Below are 16,411 nucleotides of genomic sequence, written 5' to 3' on the forward strand. Positions count from 1 at the left end.
CTTCTTATTCCAACGTATCTTGATTACCGACGTTCTACAGCTACATAGTCGCAATCTTGTCGACAATCGCATCGGTCATCTCAATAGTGCCAATGTAGCGGTCCGGGTTGAGATCACGCGTCACGTTCTTCCCTTCTTGTATGACTTCAGCTATCGCCCCCTGTATTTTCGCTGCGGCACCGAGTTCACCCAAATGATCGAGCATCATGGCCCCTGCGAGAGCCATGGCGCAAGGATTGGCAATGTTCTTACCCGCAATATCCGGTGCGCTTCCATGAACGGCCTCGAAGATCGCTGCATCATAGCCAATGTTCGCTCCCGGGGCAAGGCCAAGTCCTCCCACGAGTCCGGAGCAAAGATCCGAGAGGATGTCCCCAAAAAGGTTGGTTGTGACAATAATGTCAAACTGGTGCGGGTTCAATACCAGCTGCATAGCCATGTTATCGACAATCCGATCGTTACACTCAATGTCTGGGAACTCCAGAGCGACCTTCTTTCCCACTTCCAGGAAAAGTCCACTCGTGTACTTGAGGATGTTTGCCTTGTGGACAATGGTCACTTTCTTTCTCTTGTGCTTCTGGGCGTACTCAAACGCTGCCCGAACGATTCGCTCGGATCCCGCTCTTGTCACCACGCCGATTGTCTCCGCTGCACTTTTCTTGGTGTCGATATAGTGCTCAATGCCGGAATAGAACTCCTCCGTATTCTCTCGAAATACAATGAGGTCAACGGTCTTAAACGTTGATTTGACACCGATAAATGACTTCGCAGGTCGCAAATTAATAAAGAGGTCAAACTCCTTGCGAAGAGCAACGTTCACGCTGCGGAACCCTGTCCCTATCGGGGTCGTCAAGGGCCCTTTCAATGCGACCTTGTTCTGTGCTACAGAATCAATTACCTGTTGGGGAAGTGGATCCTTGTACTTCTCAAGCGCCGGGATCCCGGCTTCCTGAAACTCCCAGGAAATCTGGACGCCAGTCGCCTCGATTATCCTTTGTGTTGATTCTGAGATACTCGGGCCGATGCCATCGCCAGGTATAAGGGTTATCGTGTGCAAGGTGAAGTACCTCTTCGGAATTTTAGACGAGTGATTAGATGCTTGAACAATCAAATATACGAAAACACGGGAGGAGATACAAACCTCACCTCCTCCCAAACCTCAAGGTTCCTGCAATGGTTCCGGGCAACCAGTGAGGGCAAGGTTCAAGCAGAATAGTAATTGCGGTCAAGACTTCGGTACTGTATCGCCTCCCCCAGATGTTCGACGGCGATTCGATCTGACCTTGAAATATCCGCGATGGTCCTGGCCACCTTCAGAATCCTATCATAGGCACGCGCAGACAATCCTAGTTTGTTCATCGCCATCTTCAGAAGGTCCGATCCGGAGCTGTCGACGGCACAGTATTCCTTGATCTCTTTGGCTGTCATGTCAGCGTTACAAAAAATGCCGGCCCGCTGCGCAAAACGCTGTGCTTGGACCTCCCTGGCGCCGACGACACGCGATCGGATCGCTGACGATGACTCTCCGGACTTCTTCGCTACCAACTCACCATACCGCATCGCCGGCACTTCCACATGAATATCGATACGATCTAGCAACGGCCCTGATATCTTGCCGACGTACCTCTGAATCTGAGCCGGGTGGCACGTGCAGTCTTGGAGAGGATTACCGAAGTTGCCGCAAGGGCATGGATTCATCGCGCACACAAGCATGAAGTTTGCAGGATAGTCAACTGACATTTTTGCACGACTGATAGTAACTCTTCCATCTTCAAGCGGTTGCCGCAACACCTCTAGAGCGTTTCTTTGAAACTCAGGCAGCTCGTCCAGGAATAGAACCCCGTGATGCGCGAGAGAGATTTCACCCGGTCGCGGGATCGTCCCACCGCCGACGAGCGCTGAGTCCGAGATTGTATGGTGCGGAGCCCTGAATGGACGGTGTGAAACGATTGCCTTCCCTGCCGGCAGCAATCCTGCCACAGAATGAATCTTGGTTGTCTCGATAGCTTCCTCGAATGCCAGTGCTGGCAAAATGCCAGGCAAGCGTTTGGCCAGCATAGTTTTACCTGAACCGGGCGGACCTATCATTATTAAATTATGGCCCCCAGCCGCTGCCACCTCTAGCGATCTCTTGACATTTTCCTGCCCTTTCACGTCACAGAAATCAAGCTCATAGGCCTGTTCTTCGGCAAACACTTCGCTTGCTCTCACTCGCAAGGGATGCCGACAGTCTTCTGCAGCTGAGAAGAAGTCAACCGCATCGAGCAGTGAATCTACAGGAAAAACATCCAGCCCTGCAACGAGAGCCGCTTCCCTTGCATTGGCATGTGGCAGGACAAGTCCTTTGGCTTTTCTGGCTCTCGCTTCCAAAGCAATCACCAGCGCTCCATGAATTGGTCGAAGTCCCCCGTCCAGAGCCAATTCCCCGAGGACGACGTATTCACTCAACGTCTTGCACGCTAATTGCTCTGAACCTGAAAGGATTGCTATCGATATGGGAAGATCGAATGCCGATCCCTCCTTCTTGACATCAGCAGGGGCCAAATTGACAGTGATTCGTTGCCCGGGAAAGCGGAATCCCGAATTCCTGATTGCCGCAAAGACACGTTGGTAGCTTTCCTTTATGGCGTTATCGGGCAGGCCAACGAGGTGAAATCGCGGGATATTGCCATCAATGTTGGTCTCAACTTCGACGAGATATGCGTCCACGCCAAATGTCGCGGCGCTTCGGACCTGAGTGAACATTGGATCCTCCCAGGTTAGTCAGCTGGTCGTTTCGGTGTGATATGACAACTGGAACGAGGTTCCGACCCTTACGCTAGATCAGAGTCGGGGAGAATGAAGTGCTTTGCGTCCGTGGGGTTATGCCATTGCAGTTCTTGTAGATTGTAGGGTGTTTGAGGGTTATCTGTATTGTCTCAGAAATTCGAGTCTGTCCTTAAGTTCCTCTGTGGACTTCAGAAGTTTGTCTTTTCCAAAAACAGCTTCCTCTTGATTCGAAAAAACCAACTCGTACTCCTTGCTCATGACAATTGCCTCTTCCGGGCAGACCTCTTCGCAGAAGCCGCAGAAGATACACCGCACCATGTTTATCTCAAATTTGACCGGAAAACGTTCCTTCTCAAGCTGGGTTTCTGAAGCCTGTACCTCGATCGCCAGAGCCGGACAAACTCTCGAGCAAAGGCCGCATGCCACACACCGTTCTACTTCATTTTCCTTCACGAGGACTGGGCGTCCCCTGAAGGATGCATTTGGCTGGTAGCGCTCTTCCGGGTAGTTATAGGTGAATTTCGGCTTGAACATCTCTGCAATTGTCTGCCGAAGCCCTTTCAGAATCTCTGGAACGTAGCTCTTCTGCCAAACGCTGAGGTCCTTCTTCCGAATGATCTTGCCATGCACCTGCATCTGATTCGTCTCTCCTCTTCTCGTCATTGAAGCAACAGGATCACCAGACCCGTCACAAGCACATTCGCCAGGGCCAAGGGAAGCATCACTTTCCACCCAATGTTCATGAGTTGATCGTACCGGAATCTCGGGATCGTCCACCTGACCACGATGAAAAACAGAAGCACGATGACCAGTTTCACGCAGAACGTGAGCACTTGAAGGATGCTCAATGTGAAGGGTGACAATCCGAGGTACTCGGCATAGGGAAGATGCCATCCTCCAAGAAACAAAGTGACAATCACGGCTCCTGCTGTAAACATGTTCGCGTATTCCGCCAGAAAGAAGAGCCCGAATTTCAATCCGGTGTACTCTGTATGGTATCCGCCGACCAGTTCCGGCTCAGCTTCGGGCAAATCGAACGGCAATCGATTTGTCTCAGCGAACGCAGCCACCACGAAGGTAATAAACGCAACAGGCTGGAGGAAAATATTCCACGCCGGGATCCATCCCCCTATATACCGGGCCTGATGCAGGACAATCTGGTCAAGTCTGAGCGTCCCTGCAACCATCACCACGCCAATGATCGAAAGTCCCATCGAGAGCTCATAGCTGATCATCTGAGCGGAAGATCGGAGGCCGCCCAGAAGGGAATACTTGTTGTTCGACGACCACCCTGCCAACGTGATACCATACACCCCGAGTGATGTGATGGAAAGAAGATACAGTATCCCCACATTCACGTCGGCAATCATGAGCTTCACCTGACTCCCGAAAAGCTCGATGGTATTGCCGAAAGGAACGATCGCAAAGGTGCTCAGCGAAACAGCAATCGAGATTATCGGGGCCAGATCGTGAACGGGCTTGTACGCGCTTGCTGGCACGATGTCTTCTTTCAACAGGAGCTTCGCGACATCTGCAATGCCCTGGAAGAGTCCCCACGGTCCAACCCTATTCGGACCCAGCCGGTTCTGGATAAATGCGCTCACTCTTCGCTCAGCATACACGAGCAAAATCACAGACACAAGAACGATTGAGAGGAAGGTGATGAACTTGGCAATCGATATGAGAATGAGAGATTCCATAGTGTCAAACAGTGCCGACTGCTGTGATTGCAGTTTCAGAAGAATTCAATGCAGTACCCTGTGCGCCAATCGAGGTGTAGTTAAATCCTTTGAACGAAGGGACTTTCTCCGAGACCTCCTTGAAGACATCCTCAGCGGTGACGTACTTGAGTCTCGCCCCCATGGCATTTCCGATCGCCGTAAGGATTCTCCAGCTCGGACGGGAATCTTTCTTGAGGGGACGGCCCCATCGATCATTCTGTGACGCGAACTTGTCCCAGCGGCTCATGGCGAATCCATCACGAGCCCTGTCCAGCTCCAGAGTCGCAACAGCGGGACGGCTTCGCTGAACGATCCCTCGGAAATTTGTGAACGTTCCGTGTTTCTCCGCATACGTCGAGCATGACAGGACGATGTCTGCAAGGTCAGTGGTCTTGTTGCGGACTGAGGAATGCACAATCAGAAGATCTAGACTCGAGAGGACAGCTGCCACCCGAGGATCTTCTGCGATGTCATCCTCCAGCACATAAAGGGACTTGATTGAGCCATCCTTGATCCCTTTCAAGATACCGGCAAGATCGAGACCCCCTTCGGACGGTTTCACTCCGACCAGCCGCGCTCCGAGGCTGTTCGGAGTCTTGTCTGCGCGAATGAGCAGGTTGTCGTCATCCCCTTCTTTACTGTGCTGCACAAGATCGATATGCTTCGTCCCGACAATTTCCCGAATGAACTTCTGGAAGACGAAATTGTCCTCGTTCGTCGCAAAGGCCGACCCAACCCCTGCAATTTCGCTTTTTTTGTAGCCCTTCAGACCGGATACAGCCATTGCAATGGCTTCATCCCATCCCACTTCCACAAGAGTATCCTCTTTCCGAATCAACGGACCGTTCAGCCGCTCCTGACTCGATACTGACTTGAAGGTGTTCAAGCGGCCGGCATCACACATCCAATACGAGTTCACTTGTTCGTTGTGGCGTGGCGTGAGGCGCAGGATCTCATTGTTGCGGACCCACATATGCGTGTTGCAGCCCCGTGAACATCCAACGCAAACAGTGTCTGTTGACGACATCTCCCAGACTCTGGACTTGAAGCGAAAATCCGTGCTTGTCAAAGCACCGACGGGGCAGAGTTCGATAACGTTCATCGCATAGGGATTGTCAAGCTGTGTGCCGGGGAACGTGGTCAGAACCACGTGTGTGCCCCGCTCAGTAAACGTAAGTACAGGCTGCTTTGCGATTTCGTCGGAGAACCTGATGCAGCGCGAACACATGATACAGCGCTCGACATCAAGCATGACATTCGGACCCAGCTCTACGCGCTTCGGCTTATGTACTTTGTCTTCATCAAACCGGCTGTAACCCGAACTGTATTTGTAGGAGTAGTCCTGAAGCTTGCATTCGCCCGCTTCGTCGCAAATAGGACAGTCGAGAGGATGATTGATGAGCAAGAACTCCATGACTGCCTGCCTCGCCTTCACCACCTTCTCGCTTTTCGTTCTGACGACCATTCCCTCGCTTACCGGCGTTGAGCAAGCAATTGCGAGCTTAGGCATTCTCTCTATCTCAACCAGGCACATGCGACAGTTACCCGAAACGGAGAGCTTCGAATGCCAGCAGAAGTGCGGGATCTCAATCCCGTTCGCCGCAGCTGCCTCGATGACCGTCAGCTTCGGGTCTACTTCAAACTCTTTCCCATCAAGTGTTATCTTCGCCATAGTCTCTTACGCAGTAGATATCAGGTTTCTCTTCAGAACTTTTTCGAATACTCAGCAAGAGCCGCACTGACTATGGTCAGCGCCCGCCGGAGATCCTCCCCTTTCAACATGAAGGCGAGACGAACCTCGTTAGATCCGGAATTCCGGCTTGCATAGAATCCCGGACCAGGCGCCAGCAATACGGTTTCTCGCTCGTACTCATATTCCGCGATAAGCCACTTGGAAAAATGCTCCGCGTCCTTCACAGGAAGACCGACCATGATGTAAAACGCACCTTCGGGCTTGTAGAATGTGACACCCGGAATAGTTGCAAGTCCAGCATACACAACATCACGTCGTCGACGAAATTCTTCGACGATAGGCTGCGTGTACGTCTTTGGCGCTTGCAGCAGCGGAACCAGGGCAAGTTGTTCAATGGACGCAACGGACAAACGGGCCATTCCGAATCGGAACGCAGATTGCACAATCTCCTTGTTGTGGCTCGCCAAAGCTCCAATGCGGGCTCCGCAGACATTGAATCGCTTCGACGTACTGTCGAGCAGAACAGCCTGATCGGCGATCTCCGGAAAATCGAACACACTGTTCACGGCGGTGTCGTACGCGAATTCGCGATACACTTCGTCCGACAACAAGAACAGGTTGTGGCGTTTGACAATATCCACCAAACGCAGCATTTCTTCGCGGGTGTAAATGGTACCGGTCGGGTTCGACGGATTGCAGATAAGAATGGCACGCGTCCTCGACGTAATTCGTCGTTCGATTTCTTCCGAGGGGGGGAGGTGAAATCCATCCTGAATCCGAAGCGGGATCGGGTTCAACTTGATGTTTGCGATACTGGCGAAGCCGTTGTAATTGGTGTAGAAGGGCTCAAACACAATCACATCGTCGCCATAGTCGCAGATTGCGCACATCGCAAACACAATCGCCTCAGAGCCACCGGCCGTCACGATGATCTCGTTCTCCTGCACATCGATGCCGCAAGCCTGATAATAGGATTTCCATGCCTGCACCGCCTGAGGAAGACCATTCGAAGGCGCATACGCGAGCGTTTGCAGCTTCAGTTCGCGGATGGTATCAAAGACAATTGGATGAGTCGGGAGGTCGGGTTGCCCAATGTTGAGATGATAAACCTTTACTCCCTGCTGCTTCCTGGCCTCCGCCGTCGCTGACAATTTCCGTATAGGTGAATCCTGCGTCGATTTCGCCCGCGAGGAAATCGAGGGAGCGCTTCGGGTACCCTTTGCATCTGTTTCCTGGACTACTGTTGTCATTGTGTCTTGCTCCATTTCGTGCCGAGCCGGCCCAAAGGCCAAATGTCTCGGCTTCAGCAACCGGGAAATCTATTGAGATTCCACCTGACGCTGCCCATCAGGATGAATCACGACCGTGGAGAGCTTCTTCTCCTTGAATAGGCTTTGGGCGATGGACTGCACGTCGTCCTGGTGGACGCTGTTGATCTGCTTCAGGATCACATCGATGGGATTGATATCATGAAAATAGAGCTCAGAGGTCCCAAGTCTCATCATACGGTGAGGAATGCTCTCGAGACTCAGCATCATGCTCCCCTTCAACTGAGCCTTGGTTCTGTTTAACTCCGCATTCGAGACCGGTTTCCGGACCAGTTTATCGAATTCCTTGAGGATCAGGTCAGTGGATACTTCAATGTGTTGTTTATCTGTCCCGATGTACGCACTGAAAATGCCGGCGTCGCTCATCAAAGTCGCCGTGCTGTAGACAGAATAGGCGAATCCATATTTTTCCCGGATATTCTGAAAGAGCCGTGAGCTCATGCCATCGCCCAAGAGTGTATTCAGAACGAGAATCGGATACCGCTGCCTGCTCTTCACACTCCAAGCCTGTGTACCAAGACACACGTGCGCTTGCTGGATGGGCTTCTTGTAGTCCTTGCGCTCTGGTTTGTATGTGCTTGGTTTGACGCGTGATGCCGTGCGTGTGCGGGGATTCGACTTCATTGTGCCAAAATGCTTCTCCGCCAGTTCTACGAGCTTTTCGTGGGATACATTCCCCGCCGCCGCAAGAACTATGTTCGATGGAATGTATTGGCTTCCAAGATAACTAATCAGATCGGTACGCGAAAAAGATCGCAGGTTTTCTTCGGTTCCTATGACCGGGTTTCCCAGGGGGTGACTTCCGAACAACGCCTTGTCAAAATAGTCGTGGATGATATCGTCAGGATCATCCTCGGCGTTCTTCAATTCTTCGATTACAACCGCTTTTTCCTTTTCGAGATCCTTCTCAGGAATCGTTGGGTTCCGCACGAGATCTGAGAGGACATCGACCGCCAGCGCGGTGTGTTCATCGAGGACACGCGCATAGAAGCACGTGTGTTCCTTCCCTGTGAACGCGTTCATGTAGCCGCCCACAGACTCGATGCTTCTCGCTATTTCCTTCACGGAGCGGTTCGCGGTCCCCTTGAAGACCATGTGTTCGATGAAATGAGAAATCCCGTTCATCGACGACGATTCATCTCTCGAACCCACATCGATCCAGACTCCCACGGATACCGAGCGAACATGGTTCAGTTCTTCCGAAACTACACGAAGCCCATTCGGAAGCACAGTTTTTCTGTACGTCGAATCAATCCGCTTTGGAACGTACGATACTTCAAACGACTTTTTCGCCACCCGCTTCAGGTCATACCTCGTTGGGACAAATGGTGAATGTTACCACAACGCGCCAAGCGTCCCAATGCAGAAAATGCCTGAAAACATTGGGAGAATTTGCACCAAGATACATGTTTTTGGCAGGAGAGTCAAGGAAATCGCCTTTGCCTGTCGGGGACATCAGTGAGAAACATCCCGGAAAGGAACCATTCAGTTCATGGCTCCAACTTTTTGGTTAAACATCGATTTGATTTTCGTAACTACCATATCGATTGCCACCGTATTTTCTGCACCGCGGGGTATGATGATGTCGGCCCAATGCTTGCTGGGTTCAACGAACTCCAGATGCATCGGCTTAACCGTGTTCATGTATTGACTCATCACAGAATCGACCGATCGACCACGCTCCAGGATGTCGCGGCGAATGCGCCGGATCAGGCGCTCGTCCGCATCGGTGTCGAGAAAAATCTTGATATCCATGAGATCCCGAAGTGCCTTGTCTACAAAAATGAGGATGCCCTCCACGATGATGATCTCCTTGGGTTCCAGCAATCTGGTTTCCTTGAGACGCAGGTGCGTTGTGAAATTATAGATTGGCTGGTCGATAATATCCCCGTCACGCAATGTGCGAAGATGCTGGACAAGCAGATCTGTCTCGAGCGAGTCGGGATGATCAAAGTTGATCTTGTCGGGCGTGAGGCCATGATAGGTGCCCAGGTCGCGATAGTAGGAATCGTGCTGAATAACGACGATTCTTTCCTCATCGAGCGACTTGAGGATCTTTGCTGTGACTGTCGTCTTGCCAGATCCCGTCCCTCCCGCAATGCCTATGATCAATGATTGCATCCGATGCCCCTTACATGGAAAATGACTGAATGGTCTGAAGAGAACGAACAGTGACTGCCAAGCGAGATAATGTCGCTGAATATAGGCGATAAATCAGGAACTATCAACGCCACATTCTATTGAAAAAGACGGCCTTTTTCACGATCATCTAACTCGATGATAATCCCGACCCAGATACAAATACTTCTCGGCATCTCGACTCTTTTCTATGCAGTTGTGGTGATTGGATTGCTGGCGGGGATACGCCGCCTTCACTACCACCCATCTCAATCAAAACCCCATGTGTCAGTAATCGTGGCAGCCCGAAATGAGGAAGAGAACATTGGGTTTCTTCTTGATCATCTTGTTCGCCAGGACTATCCTGATTTTGAAGTGATCATCGTAAATGATCGATCCACCGACCAAAGTACTTCGATCGTCGAACGCTTCCAGCAACAATACCCGTTTGTCCGGTTGATAAACGTTGATTCAGTTCCTTACGACATGCCTCCAAAGAAGAACGCCCTTGCGCAAGGGGTGGCTTCAAGCAAAGGTGAGATCCTCTGTTTCACGGATGCAGACTGCTTTCCTCCACCCCAGTGGGTTTCATCCATTGTCGCTGCATTTGATCATGAAACCGGACTTGTGGCCGGGTACTCACCCTATTCTGCGCCCCTAACAACGAATGGCACGCGTTCTCAAGGTGCCTTGTGGCTGCGCAAATTCATTGAGTACGAAGAATTCAAGGGGGCAACCTGGGCTGCAGGTGCGATAGGAATGAAGAAAGCGTGGCTGTGTACAGGTCGATCACTTGCATACCGTCGCGTGGTTTACGACGAACTGGGAGGATTTGAAAGGATCAAGCGCTCCGTGAGCGGCGACGACGATCTCTTCTTGCAGCTTGTGCGACTGCATACATCATGGAAGATTCGATACGCTACAAATCCGGCAAGTTTTGTTCCGACAATGCCTCCATCCACTTTTGGAGCTTTTCTCCAACAGCGGGTACGTCACTTCTCCGCCGGGAAGTTCTTTCCCTTTTCTATGAAGGCGTTCTTTTTTGCATTTCACGCTTCGAATGCCTTGATTCTTGGTGCTCTGGCGGTTGCGATTGTCTCCGGGTTTTCCACTGCCCTCGTATGGCCCTACGTCGCGAAATGCATCATCGACGCGGTATTGTTTCTTCGTGCAGCACCCCTCTTCGGCCAAATGAAATTCTGGTCCTCATTCCTGTTCATGGAATCTTTGTACGTCCTCTATAACTCGTTCATCGGGCCGTTGGGATTCATGAAGCGATACGAATGGAAACCCTCGAAACGCCCATGACAGATCGGAATCTCTCTGGTGACAAGGTACGACAAGTCACGTTTGTGATTCTGCGAGCTGCACTCGGGGTTGCACTCCTCATTGTGTTGTTTCACTATATAAGTGTTATCGATTTGGTGAACTCGTGGCGAAACGCTCGTGTTGAGTATCTCTCCGGAGCAGTGCTCCTTGCAGGTGCGAACCTGGGGGTGCAGATACTCAAGTGGCGATACTTCGTACGCCTCGTAAACCCCGCAAGCACCACTATGCAGGTGGTGGCCTCGTTTATGTTTGGGATGTCAATGGGAACAGTGACGCCTGGTCAAATCGGCGAGTTTGGGGGAAGAGCTCTCGGGCACAATTCGCTGCGGGCCGGGACGGTGGTCGGGCTTACGCTCGTGGACCGGCTTCAGATGATCTGTGTTCTTGGCCTCGCTGGTGTTGTAAGCCTACCTTTCCTCTTTCACTTGGGGACTCCAGCTGCCGTACTGATCATTGTGCCAACCGCCGCGACACTGGGCCTTCTCTTCTTCAATCCACAGATTGTGCCCATCCTGATCAGACGTCTCAACCTGAAAATATTGAAGCGACCTTCCGTCCAGGATTTCACTGATTCGGTGGTTGTATTCCGTTTCGAGCAGTTGCTCCGATCACTCATCTATTCTGTCGTGTTCTATTTGATTGTGTACGTGCAGATGTATCTACTTCTCAATGCGTTTTCGCAGGTTGGTCCTGTCGACGCGTTCCTGGGATTCGCCTCCATGATGCTGCTCAAAGCACTTGTTCCTATTTCTTTGGGAGATTTGGGTGTCAGGGAAGTCAGTTCCGTCTATTTCTTTTCTCTTCGCGGAGTCGCTCATGCAACCTCACTGAGCGCTTCCCTTCTGCTCTTTGCCATTAACGTGCTGGCACCATCCATCGTTGGATTGATTTTCATGCCAAAGTTCCCATCGAAATGACAACAACGATCGTCATAACACTGCTTGCGCTCTCACTCGCCTACTACCTCCATTTCCTGTGGAAGGTCTCGCGCGGCCTGACAGCGACGACAGGACGATTCAATACAGCCATCCCGATGGTCAGCGTTGTCGTTGCCGCCCGAAACGAGGAGGAGCATATCGAAGAGTGCATCCTGTCTCTTGGCAGGCAGTCATACGATCGGACAAAGTACGAGGTAGTCCTCGTCGATGATCATTCGCAAGATCGGACTTTAGCGAAGGCAAAAGAAGCGGCTGCCACAATGGGACACTTCAAATGCACATTGTTGTCATGCGCGGATACTCCTGCGCAACAAGGGAAACCTACCGCAATCGCACTCGGAATCAGCAGGTCGGAGGGCGAGATCATCCTTTGCACTGACGCTGATTGCATCGCTCCATCTGAATGGATAGCCTCTACGGTCAGATGTTTCCAGCCGGACGTTGCATTCGTTGCAGGACTCGTGGCCGAACGTCCGCATGATTCACTTTTCTCAAAGCTCCAATCCCTCGAGTTCCTGGGATTGATTTCGACCGGCGCGGGCCTGATTGGATCCGGGGACCCCATCATCTGCAATGGAGCCAACATTGCTTACCGTAAGTCAGCATTTCAATCCGTCCATGGCTACGGTGACGGTCGTAGTTCTTGCGACGACGAGACCTTGATGCAACGAATGATGATGCGAAATGCCGGCAAGGTCATTTTCAACTTTGATTCCGCTGCTATTGTCACCACCTCAACACCCGAAACGATCAGGGCTTTCTGGAATCAGCGAACACGTTGGGCTTCGAAACACGGACACTACGAGGACAAACGGATTCTTCTTCGTTTGATATTGCTTTACAGTTTCTTCCTGATTGTTTTCGTCTCTGGTGTGACCGCGGCGATGTATCCAATCCTCATGCTCCCCCTCCTGGTCGTTCTCGCGATCAAAGGCATCGCTGAGTTCACAATTCTCAGAATCGGTGCACGTTTGCTCCAACAACCCTTCACAGTGTGGCACTTTCTGATTGCAGAGCTTTGTCACGTTCCGTATATTGTTTTCGCGGCGTTCGTTGGACAGTTCGGCACTCTCCGTTGGAAGAACAGGAACTTCGGGCGATGAGTTTTCTCAACGCTGTCGCGGCACCCATTTTGTTTCCATCGATTCTGTGGCGCACAACGAGCCAGGCGATCCATATTACATTCGACGATGGCCCTCATCCTGCGGCAACGCCACACGTGCTGGACATCCTGAAGAAACGAAACATCCTCGCTACGTTTTTTCTTCTTGGGAGGAACGTGGAGCGTTACCCGGAGGTGGCACGCGAAATCGTTGAGAGCGGCCACACCATCGGAAGTCATGGCCACACGCACACATCAATGCTGTTCAGGTCGTCTACGTTTCAAATGAATGAAATCAGAGCGGCCGATGCCGCGATAGGGGAAATCCTCGGCCAGAAAGCTGAATTCTTCCGGCCCCCCTATGGCCATTTTGACATGCGAACTCTTCGTTTGGCAAAGGCCGAGGGGCATAAAGTGGTGATGTGGGATGTTGATGCACGGGACTTCAGGCAACCGGAGTCAAGCCGCATCTTGAATTCGGTTTCGAAGCAAGCCAGACAGGGTTCCATTATTCTCCTCCACGACAACGAAAACACTGCACACACCGTTGGCCAATATCTCGATCCACTGCTCGAGCGTCTTTCCAGCGACGGTTTCAAGTTCTCAGCACTGACACTATGATTCTTCTTTACCTCCTTGCCGCATTTCTCCTACTCTATCTTGTGCAGATAGGCGTCATGCTATTTGCAGTGCGCCAGCCAAGAGATGTAATCGACGATTCCGTCAGGCCATTCGTGTCCGTCGTCATTGCGGCGCGCGATGAACAAGAGAACCTTGCGGCATGTCTCGAATCGACATTGCACCAAACCTACGGGCAGAAGGCCTTTGAGGTCATCGTCATCAACGACCATTCAACCGATCGCACTGAGCAAATCTGCAAAGAATTTCAGGAGCGTTTTGACAATTTCAGCTATTTGAACGCCCGCGAAGACGCACAACTACGGGGGAAGACCAATGCCCTTGATCAAGGCATCGAAAAAGCAAGAGGTGATGTTATCCTGATAACCGATGCTGACTGTTCCGTCCCCCCTACCTGGGTGGAATGTACAGCACGAAGATACATCGGATCTGTTGGCATCGTCGGCGGATTGACCCTCCAGCGGGCGAGCACAAGGTTTGAGGGAATGCAGTCCCTCGACTGGGCGTTTCTTCTTGGGCTGGCGGCAGCCACCATGTCTCTCCGTATACCGCTCAGCACTATCGGAAACAACCTCTCCTTCCGCAAATCCGCATATCTGGAAGTTGGGGGGTACCGGAAGATCCCATTCAGCGTTACAGAAGATTTCATGCTTTTCCAGGCCATCGTTCAAGCGAAACGATGGAACTACATATGTCCGATTGATCCCAAGGTCCTTGTAATCAGTCAGCCATGCTCAGGCTGGCGGGAGTTGATCCGCCAGAAACACAGGTGGGGAAAAGGCGGACTCGATATGAAACTGACTGGCTTCTCCATAATGGCAATTGGATTTGGATTGAATCTCCTAGTACTTCTCGGACTTGCGGCCGGGGAGTATATTGCGAGTACAGCAGCTCTTCTCACGAAAATGTTGGGTGAGTTCGCTTTCCTGTTCTCAATTCTCCAGAAGCAACGACACCTTCTACTGCTGCGGTACTTCCTGTGGTTCGAGCTCTACTTCATGGCGTATGTTCTGGTTCTGCCCTTCATGGTGTTCTTTGGCGGGCGCGTCATCTGGAAAGGGCGGACATATTGATGTTTCCTCTTCAAGATCTTTGGATCCTTCCCGCCTTCCTCTATGCCGAAACTCACTACCGGTTTCCATATTGTTTCAGCCTGCTCAAGACAAGAGAACCTGAAGTAATTGCCGATGCGCCCCATCGGCTCGAGCCAAATCATCATTTGCCGGTGATGATACTTGTCAAGGATGCACACCTCTACCCCGCGACATTGGCTCAAATACGCATCAAAGTCTCTCAGGACAATCGCCTCATACAGAGCAGTGATCATCTTGAAAAACCTATCGAGTTGCGCGAGAGGATTTCGTGGCATCTGATTCATCTGGACTTGTCAGGGCTCGCGGGTTGGGTTGACATTGACGTAGAGTTTACACTTGAATGTCGTGGCCGCTCAAGAACGTATCACAATGATAATCACAGGACCTCCTCGCGCAAACCGCTAAGGGTCTACCTGGCCAAGGATTCTCTCCCACGATTTGATGATCTCTATTTGGGTGATCCACACACCCATTCACATTTCACTGATGACCAAGTGGAATTTGGAATTCCTCTGTTCCCGGCCATCACGCTCGCAAAGGCGTTGGGGTTGGCATATTACGCTGTCACTGATCATTCTTACGATCTCGACGATGATGTAGACTCGTATCTCACGAACGACCCAACTTTGGCCAAATGGCGGCAATTCCAGGCCGAAGTTGATCACCTGAACTCTCGTGAGAGTGATTTCGTTGTCGTTCGAGGAGAAGAAGTGTCATGCCGTAACAGCGATGAGAAGAACGTTCATTTGCTAGTTATGGGACAACGCGAATTCATCTACGGGTCGGGTGATGGCGCTGAACGATGGAATCATACAACAAGCGAACATAGTGCCAGAGAGGTTTTGGCGATCAAGTCGGCGGACTCCCCCGCGTTCGCTGCGCATGCAAAGGAGCCCGTCCCTTTCCTGCAGCGACTTCTTCTCGGGAGAGGAGTGTGGACCGATGCCGACCTGGCCCTTGACGCCTTGACAGGCCTACAAATTCTGAACGGAAGGTGCGACGAAAGCTTTTGGGAAGGGTATCGGGCATGGACAAGACAGCTTCTAAAGGGCAAGAAGCTGATCGCAATTGCAGGAAATGACGCTCACGGGAACTTCAATCGCTTTCGTCAAATCGGAATCCCCTTTCTCCTCATCAAGGAAAACAACGATCAGATTTTCGGGAAGATGCGGACCGGTCTCTTCGTAAACGGCGGCCTATCCGAGCAGAACGTTCTTCAAGCCTTCGAAAGCGGTTCGGCGATCATGACGGATGGTCCAGTGATCCGGCTCATTGCTGTGGGGGGAGATCATTCACAATCTGGGATTGGGGGATCTGTTACAGGGCCCACCATTCGGCTTGAGCTCGACGTACTGTCGACACCCGAATTTGGTGAGATAGGATCCGTCAAGTTGATTCTGGGAAAGATCGGAGACTCGACGGAGCGAACGGCATACAGGATCGATGGGAACAATGGGTTCTTGCTGCGCAAGGAGTTCTCGGTAAATCCTTCAGGGGCATGCTACGCTCGTGCCGAAGTTTGGACGATTGCCTCGAACTCTTTTGATGGTCAGGAGCATTACTGCCTTACCAATCCGATATGGATTCGTTCCGCATGAAGATCTACAGATAACGCGAGAATCTTCGTCACAGAAACGCAAACGCCCTCAACAAGAGGGCGTTTGCGTTTGCACATCAGTG

Annotated in this window: 14 protein-coding genes; 6 read left to right on the forward strand and 8 right to left on the reverse strand. The window is 51.6% G+C overall.

Annotation, left to right across the window (positions count from 1 at the left end; genetic code table 11):
• Nucleotides 1-40 precede the first annotated feature (40 nt).
• From NTU47_18260 to udk, 8 genes are all read right to left on the reverse strand, one after another.
• Nucleotides 41-1,057 carry an isocitrate/isopropylmalate family dehydrogenase gene (locus NTU47_18260; protein ID MCX6135753.1) on the reverse strand — a complete coding sequence of 339 codons (1,017 nt, stop codon included), beginning with the start codon at nucleotides 1,055-1,057 and terminating at the stop codon, nucleotides 41-43.
• Between the two features lie 146 nt (nucleotides 1,058-1,203).
• Nucleotides 1,204-2,745 (reverse strand): YifB family Mg chelatase-like AAA ATPase, encoded by a 1,542-nt coding sequence (locus NTU47_18265; protein MCX6135754.1) that lies wholly within the window; start codon nucleotides 2,743-2,745, stop codon nucleotides 1,204-1,206.
• A 159-nt stretch (nucleotides 2,746-2,904) separates the two neighbouring features.
• Nucleotides 2,905-3,432 (reverse strand): NADH-quinone oxidoreductase subunit I, encoded by a 528-nt coding sequence (locus tag NTU47_18270; protein MCX6135755.1) that lies wholly within the window; start codon nucleotides 3,430-3,432, stop codon nucleotides 2,905-2,907.
• Entirely contained in the window at nucleotides 3,429-4,469 is a 1,041-nt protein-coding gene (nuoH, locus tag NTU47_18275) for an NADH-quinone oxidoreductase subunit NuoH (GenBank protein MCX6135756.1), read from the reverse strand. Before nuoH ends, NTU47_18270 begins: the two co-directional genes overlap by 4 nt.
• 4 nt (nucleotides 4,470-4,473) lie before the next feature.
• Nucleotides 4,474-6,162 (reverse strand): 2Fe-2S iron-sulfur cluster-binding protein, encoded by a 1,689-nt coding sequence (locus NTU47_18280; protein MCX6135757.1) that lies wholly within the window; start codon nucleotides 6,160-6,162, stop codon nucleotides 4,474-4,476.
• Nucleotides 6,163-6,194: 32 nt separating this feature from the next.
• Nucleotides 6,195-7,433 (reverse strand): pyridoxal phosphate-dependent aminotransferase, encoded by a 1,239-nt coding sequence (locus NTU47_18285; GenBank protein ID MCX6135758.1) that lies wholly within the window; start codon nucleotides 7,431-7,433, stop codon nucleotides 6,195-6,197.
• Nucleotides 7,434-7,502: 69 nt separating this feature from the next.
• A complete protein-coding gene (locus NTU47_18290) occupies nucleotides 7,503-8,807 on the reverse strand; it encodes a pitrilysin family protein (protein ID MCX6135759.1) in 1,305 nt (434 codons plus the stop codon).
• A 189-nt stretch (nucleotides 8,808-8,996) separates the two neighbouring features.
• Nucleotides 8,997-9,632, reverse strand: coding sequence for a uridine kinase (gene udk / locus NTU47_18295; GenBank protein ID MCX6135760.1), 636 nt, complete (start codon nucleotides 9,630-9,632; stop codon nucleotides 8,997-8,999).
• A gap of 156 nt (nucleotides 9,633-9,788) precedes the next feature.
• On the opposite strand from udk, the gene NTU47_18300 reads away from it, so the two are divergent.
• From NTU47_18300 to NTU47_18325, 6 genes are read left to right on the forward strand one after another with little or no spacing between them, the layout of a single operon-like run.
• Nucleotides 9,789-10,937, forward strand: coding sequence for a glycosyltransferase (locus NTU47_18300; GenBank protein ID MCX6135761.1), 1,149 nt, complete (start codon nucleotides 9,789-9,791; stop codon nucleotides 10,935-10,937).
• Nucleotides 10,913-11,875 carry a lysylphosphatidylglycerol synthase transmembrane domain-containing protein gene (locus NTU47_18305; GenBank protein ID MCX6135762.1) on the forward strand — a complete coding sequence of 321 codons (963 nt, stop codon included), beginning with the start codon at nucleotides 10,913-10,915 and terminating at the stop codon, nucleotides 11,873-11,875. The genes NTU47_18300 and NTU47_18305 overlap by 25 nt, the downstream gene beginning before the upstream one ends.
• Nucleotides 11,872-12,999 (forward strand): glycosyltransferase, encoded by a 1,128-nt coding sequence (locus NTU47_18310; protein MCX6135763.1) that lies wholly within the window; start codon nucleotides 11,872-11,874, stop codon nucleotides 12,997-12,999. Before NTU47_18305 ends, NTU47_18310 begins: the two co-directional genes overlap by 4 nt.
• Entirely contained in the window at nucleotides 12,996-13,619 is a 624-nt protein-coding gene (locus tag NTU47_18315) for a polysaccharide deacetylase family protein (protein ID MCX6135764.1), read from the forward strand. The genes NTU47_18310 and NTU47_18315 overlap by 4 nt, the downstream gene beginning before the upstream one ends.
• The gene (locus tag NTU47_18320) at nucleotides 13,616-14,710 is read left to right on the forward strand and encodes a glycosyltransferase (protein MCX6135765.1); all 1,095 of its coding nucleotides are present in this window, start codon (nucleotides 13,616-13,618) and stop codon (nucleotides 14,708-14,710) included. Before NTU47_18315 ends, NTU47_18320 begins: the two co-directional genes overlap by 4 nt.
• A complete protein-coding gene (locus tag NTU47_18325; protein ID MCX6135766.1) occupies nucleotides 14,710-16,329 on the forward strand; it encodes a CehA/McbA family metallohydrolase in 1,620 nt (539 codons plus the stop codon). Before NTU47_18320 ends, NTU47_18325 begins: the two co-directional genes overlap by 1 nt.
• The last annotated feature ends 82 nt before the right edge of the window (nucleotides 16,330-16,411 follow it).

It is taken from the genome of Ignavibacteriales bacterium (genome assembly GCA_026390595.1).
In the GTDB taxonomy this organism is placed as follows: Bacteria; Bacteroidota; Ignavibacteria; order UBA10030; family UBA10030; genus UBA9647.

Coding starts and splice junctions, on each gene's coding strand:
- NTU47_18265 (MCX6135754.1), bottom strand. CDS start 2,745: ATGTTCACTCAGGTCCGAAGCGCCGCGACATTTGGCGTGGACGCATAT.
- NTU47_18270 (MCX6135755.1), bottom strand. CDS start 3,432: ATGACGAGAAGAGGAGAGACGAATCAGATGCAGGTGCATGGCAAGATC.
- nuoH (MCX6135756.1), bottom strand. CDS start 4,469: ATGGAATCTCTCATTCTCATATCGATTGCCAAGTTCATCACCTTCCTC.
- NTU47_18280 (MCX6135757.1), bottom strand. CDS start 6,162: ATGGCGAAGATAACACTTGATGGGAAAGAGTTTGAAGTAGACCCGAAG.
- NTU47_18285 (MCX6135758.1), bottom strand. CDS start 7,433: ATGACAACAGTAGTCCAGGAAACAGATGCAAAGGGTACCCGAAGCGCT.
- udk (MCX6135760.1), bottom strand. CDS start 9,632: ATGCAATCATTGATCATAGGCATTGCGGGAGGGACGGGATCTGGCAAG.
- NTU47_18300 (MCX6135761.1), top strand. CDS start 9,789: ATGATAATCCCGACCCAGATACAAATACTTCTCGGCATCTCGACTCTT.
- NTU47_18305 (MCX6135762.1), top strand. CDS start 10,913: ATGGAAACCCTCGAAACGCCCATGACAGATCGGAATCTCTCTGGTGAC.
- NTU47_18310 (MCX6135763.1), top strand. CDS start 11,872: ATGACAACAACGATCGTCATAACACTGCTTGCGCTCTCACTCGCCTAC.
- NTU47_18315 (MCX6135764.1), top strand. CDS start 12,996: ATGAGTTTTCTCAACGCTGTCGCGGCACCCATTTTGTTTCCATCGATT.
- NTU47_18320 (MCX6135765.1), top strand. CDS start 13,616: ATGATTCTTCTTTACCTCCTTGCCGCATTTCTCCTACTCTATCTTGTG.
- NTU47_18325 (MCX6135766.1), top strand. CDS start 14,710: ATGTTTCCTCTTCAAGATCTTTGGATCCTTCCCGCCTTCCTCTATGCC.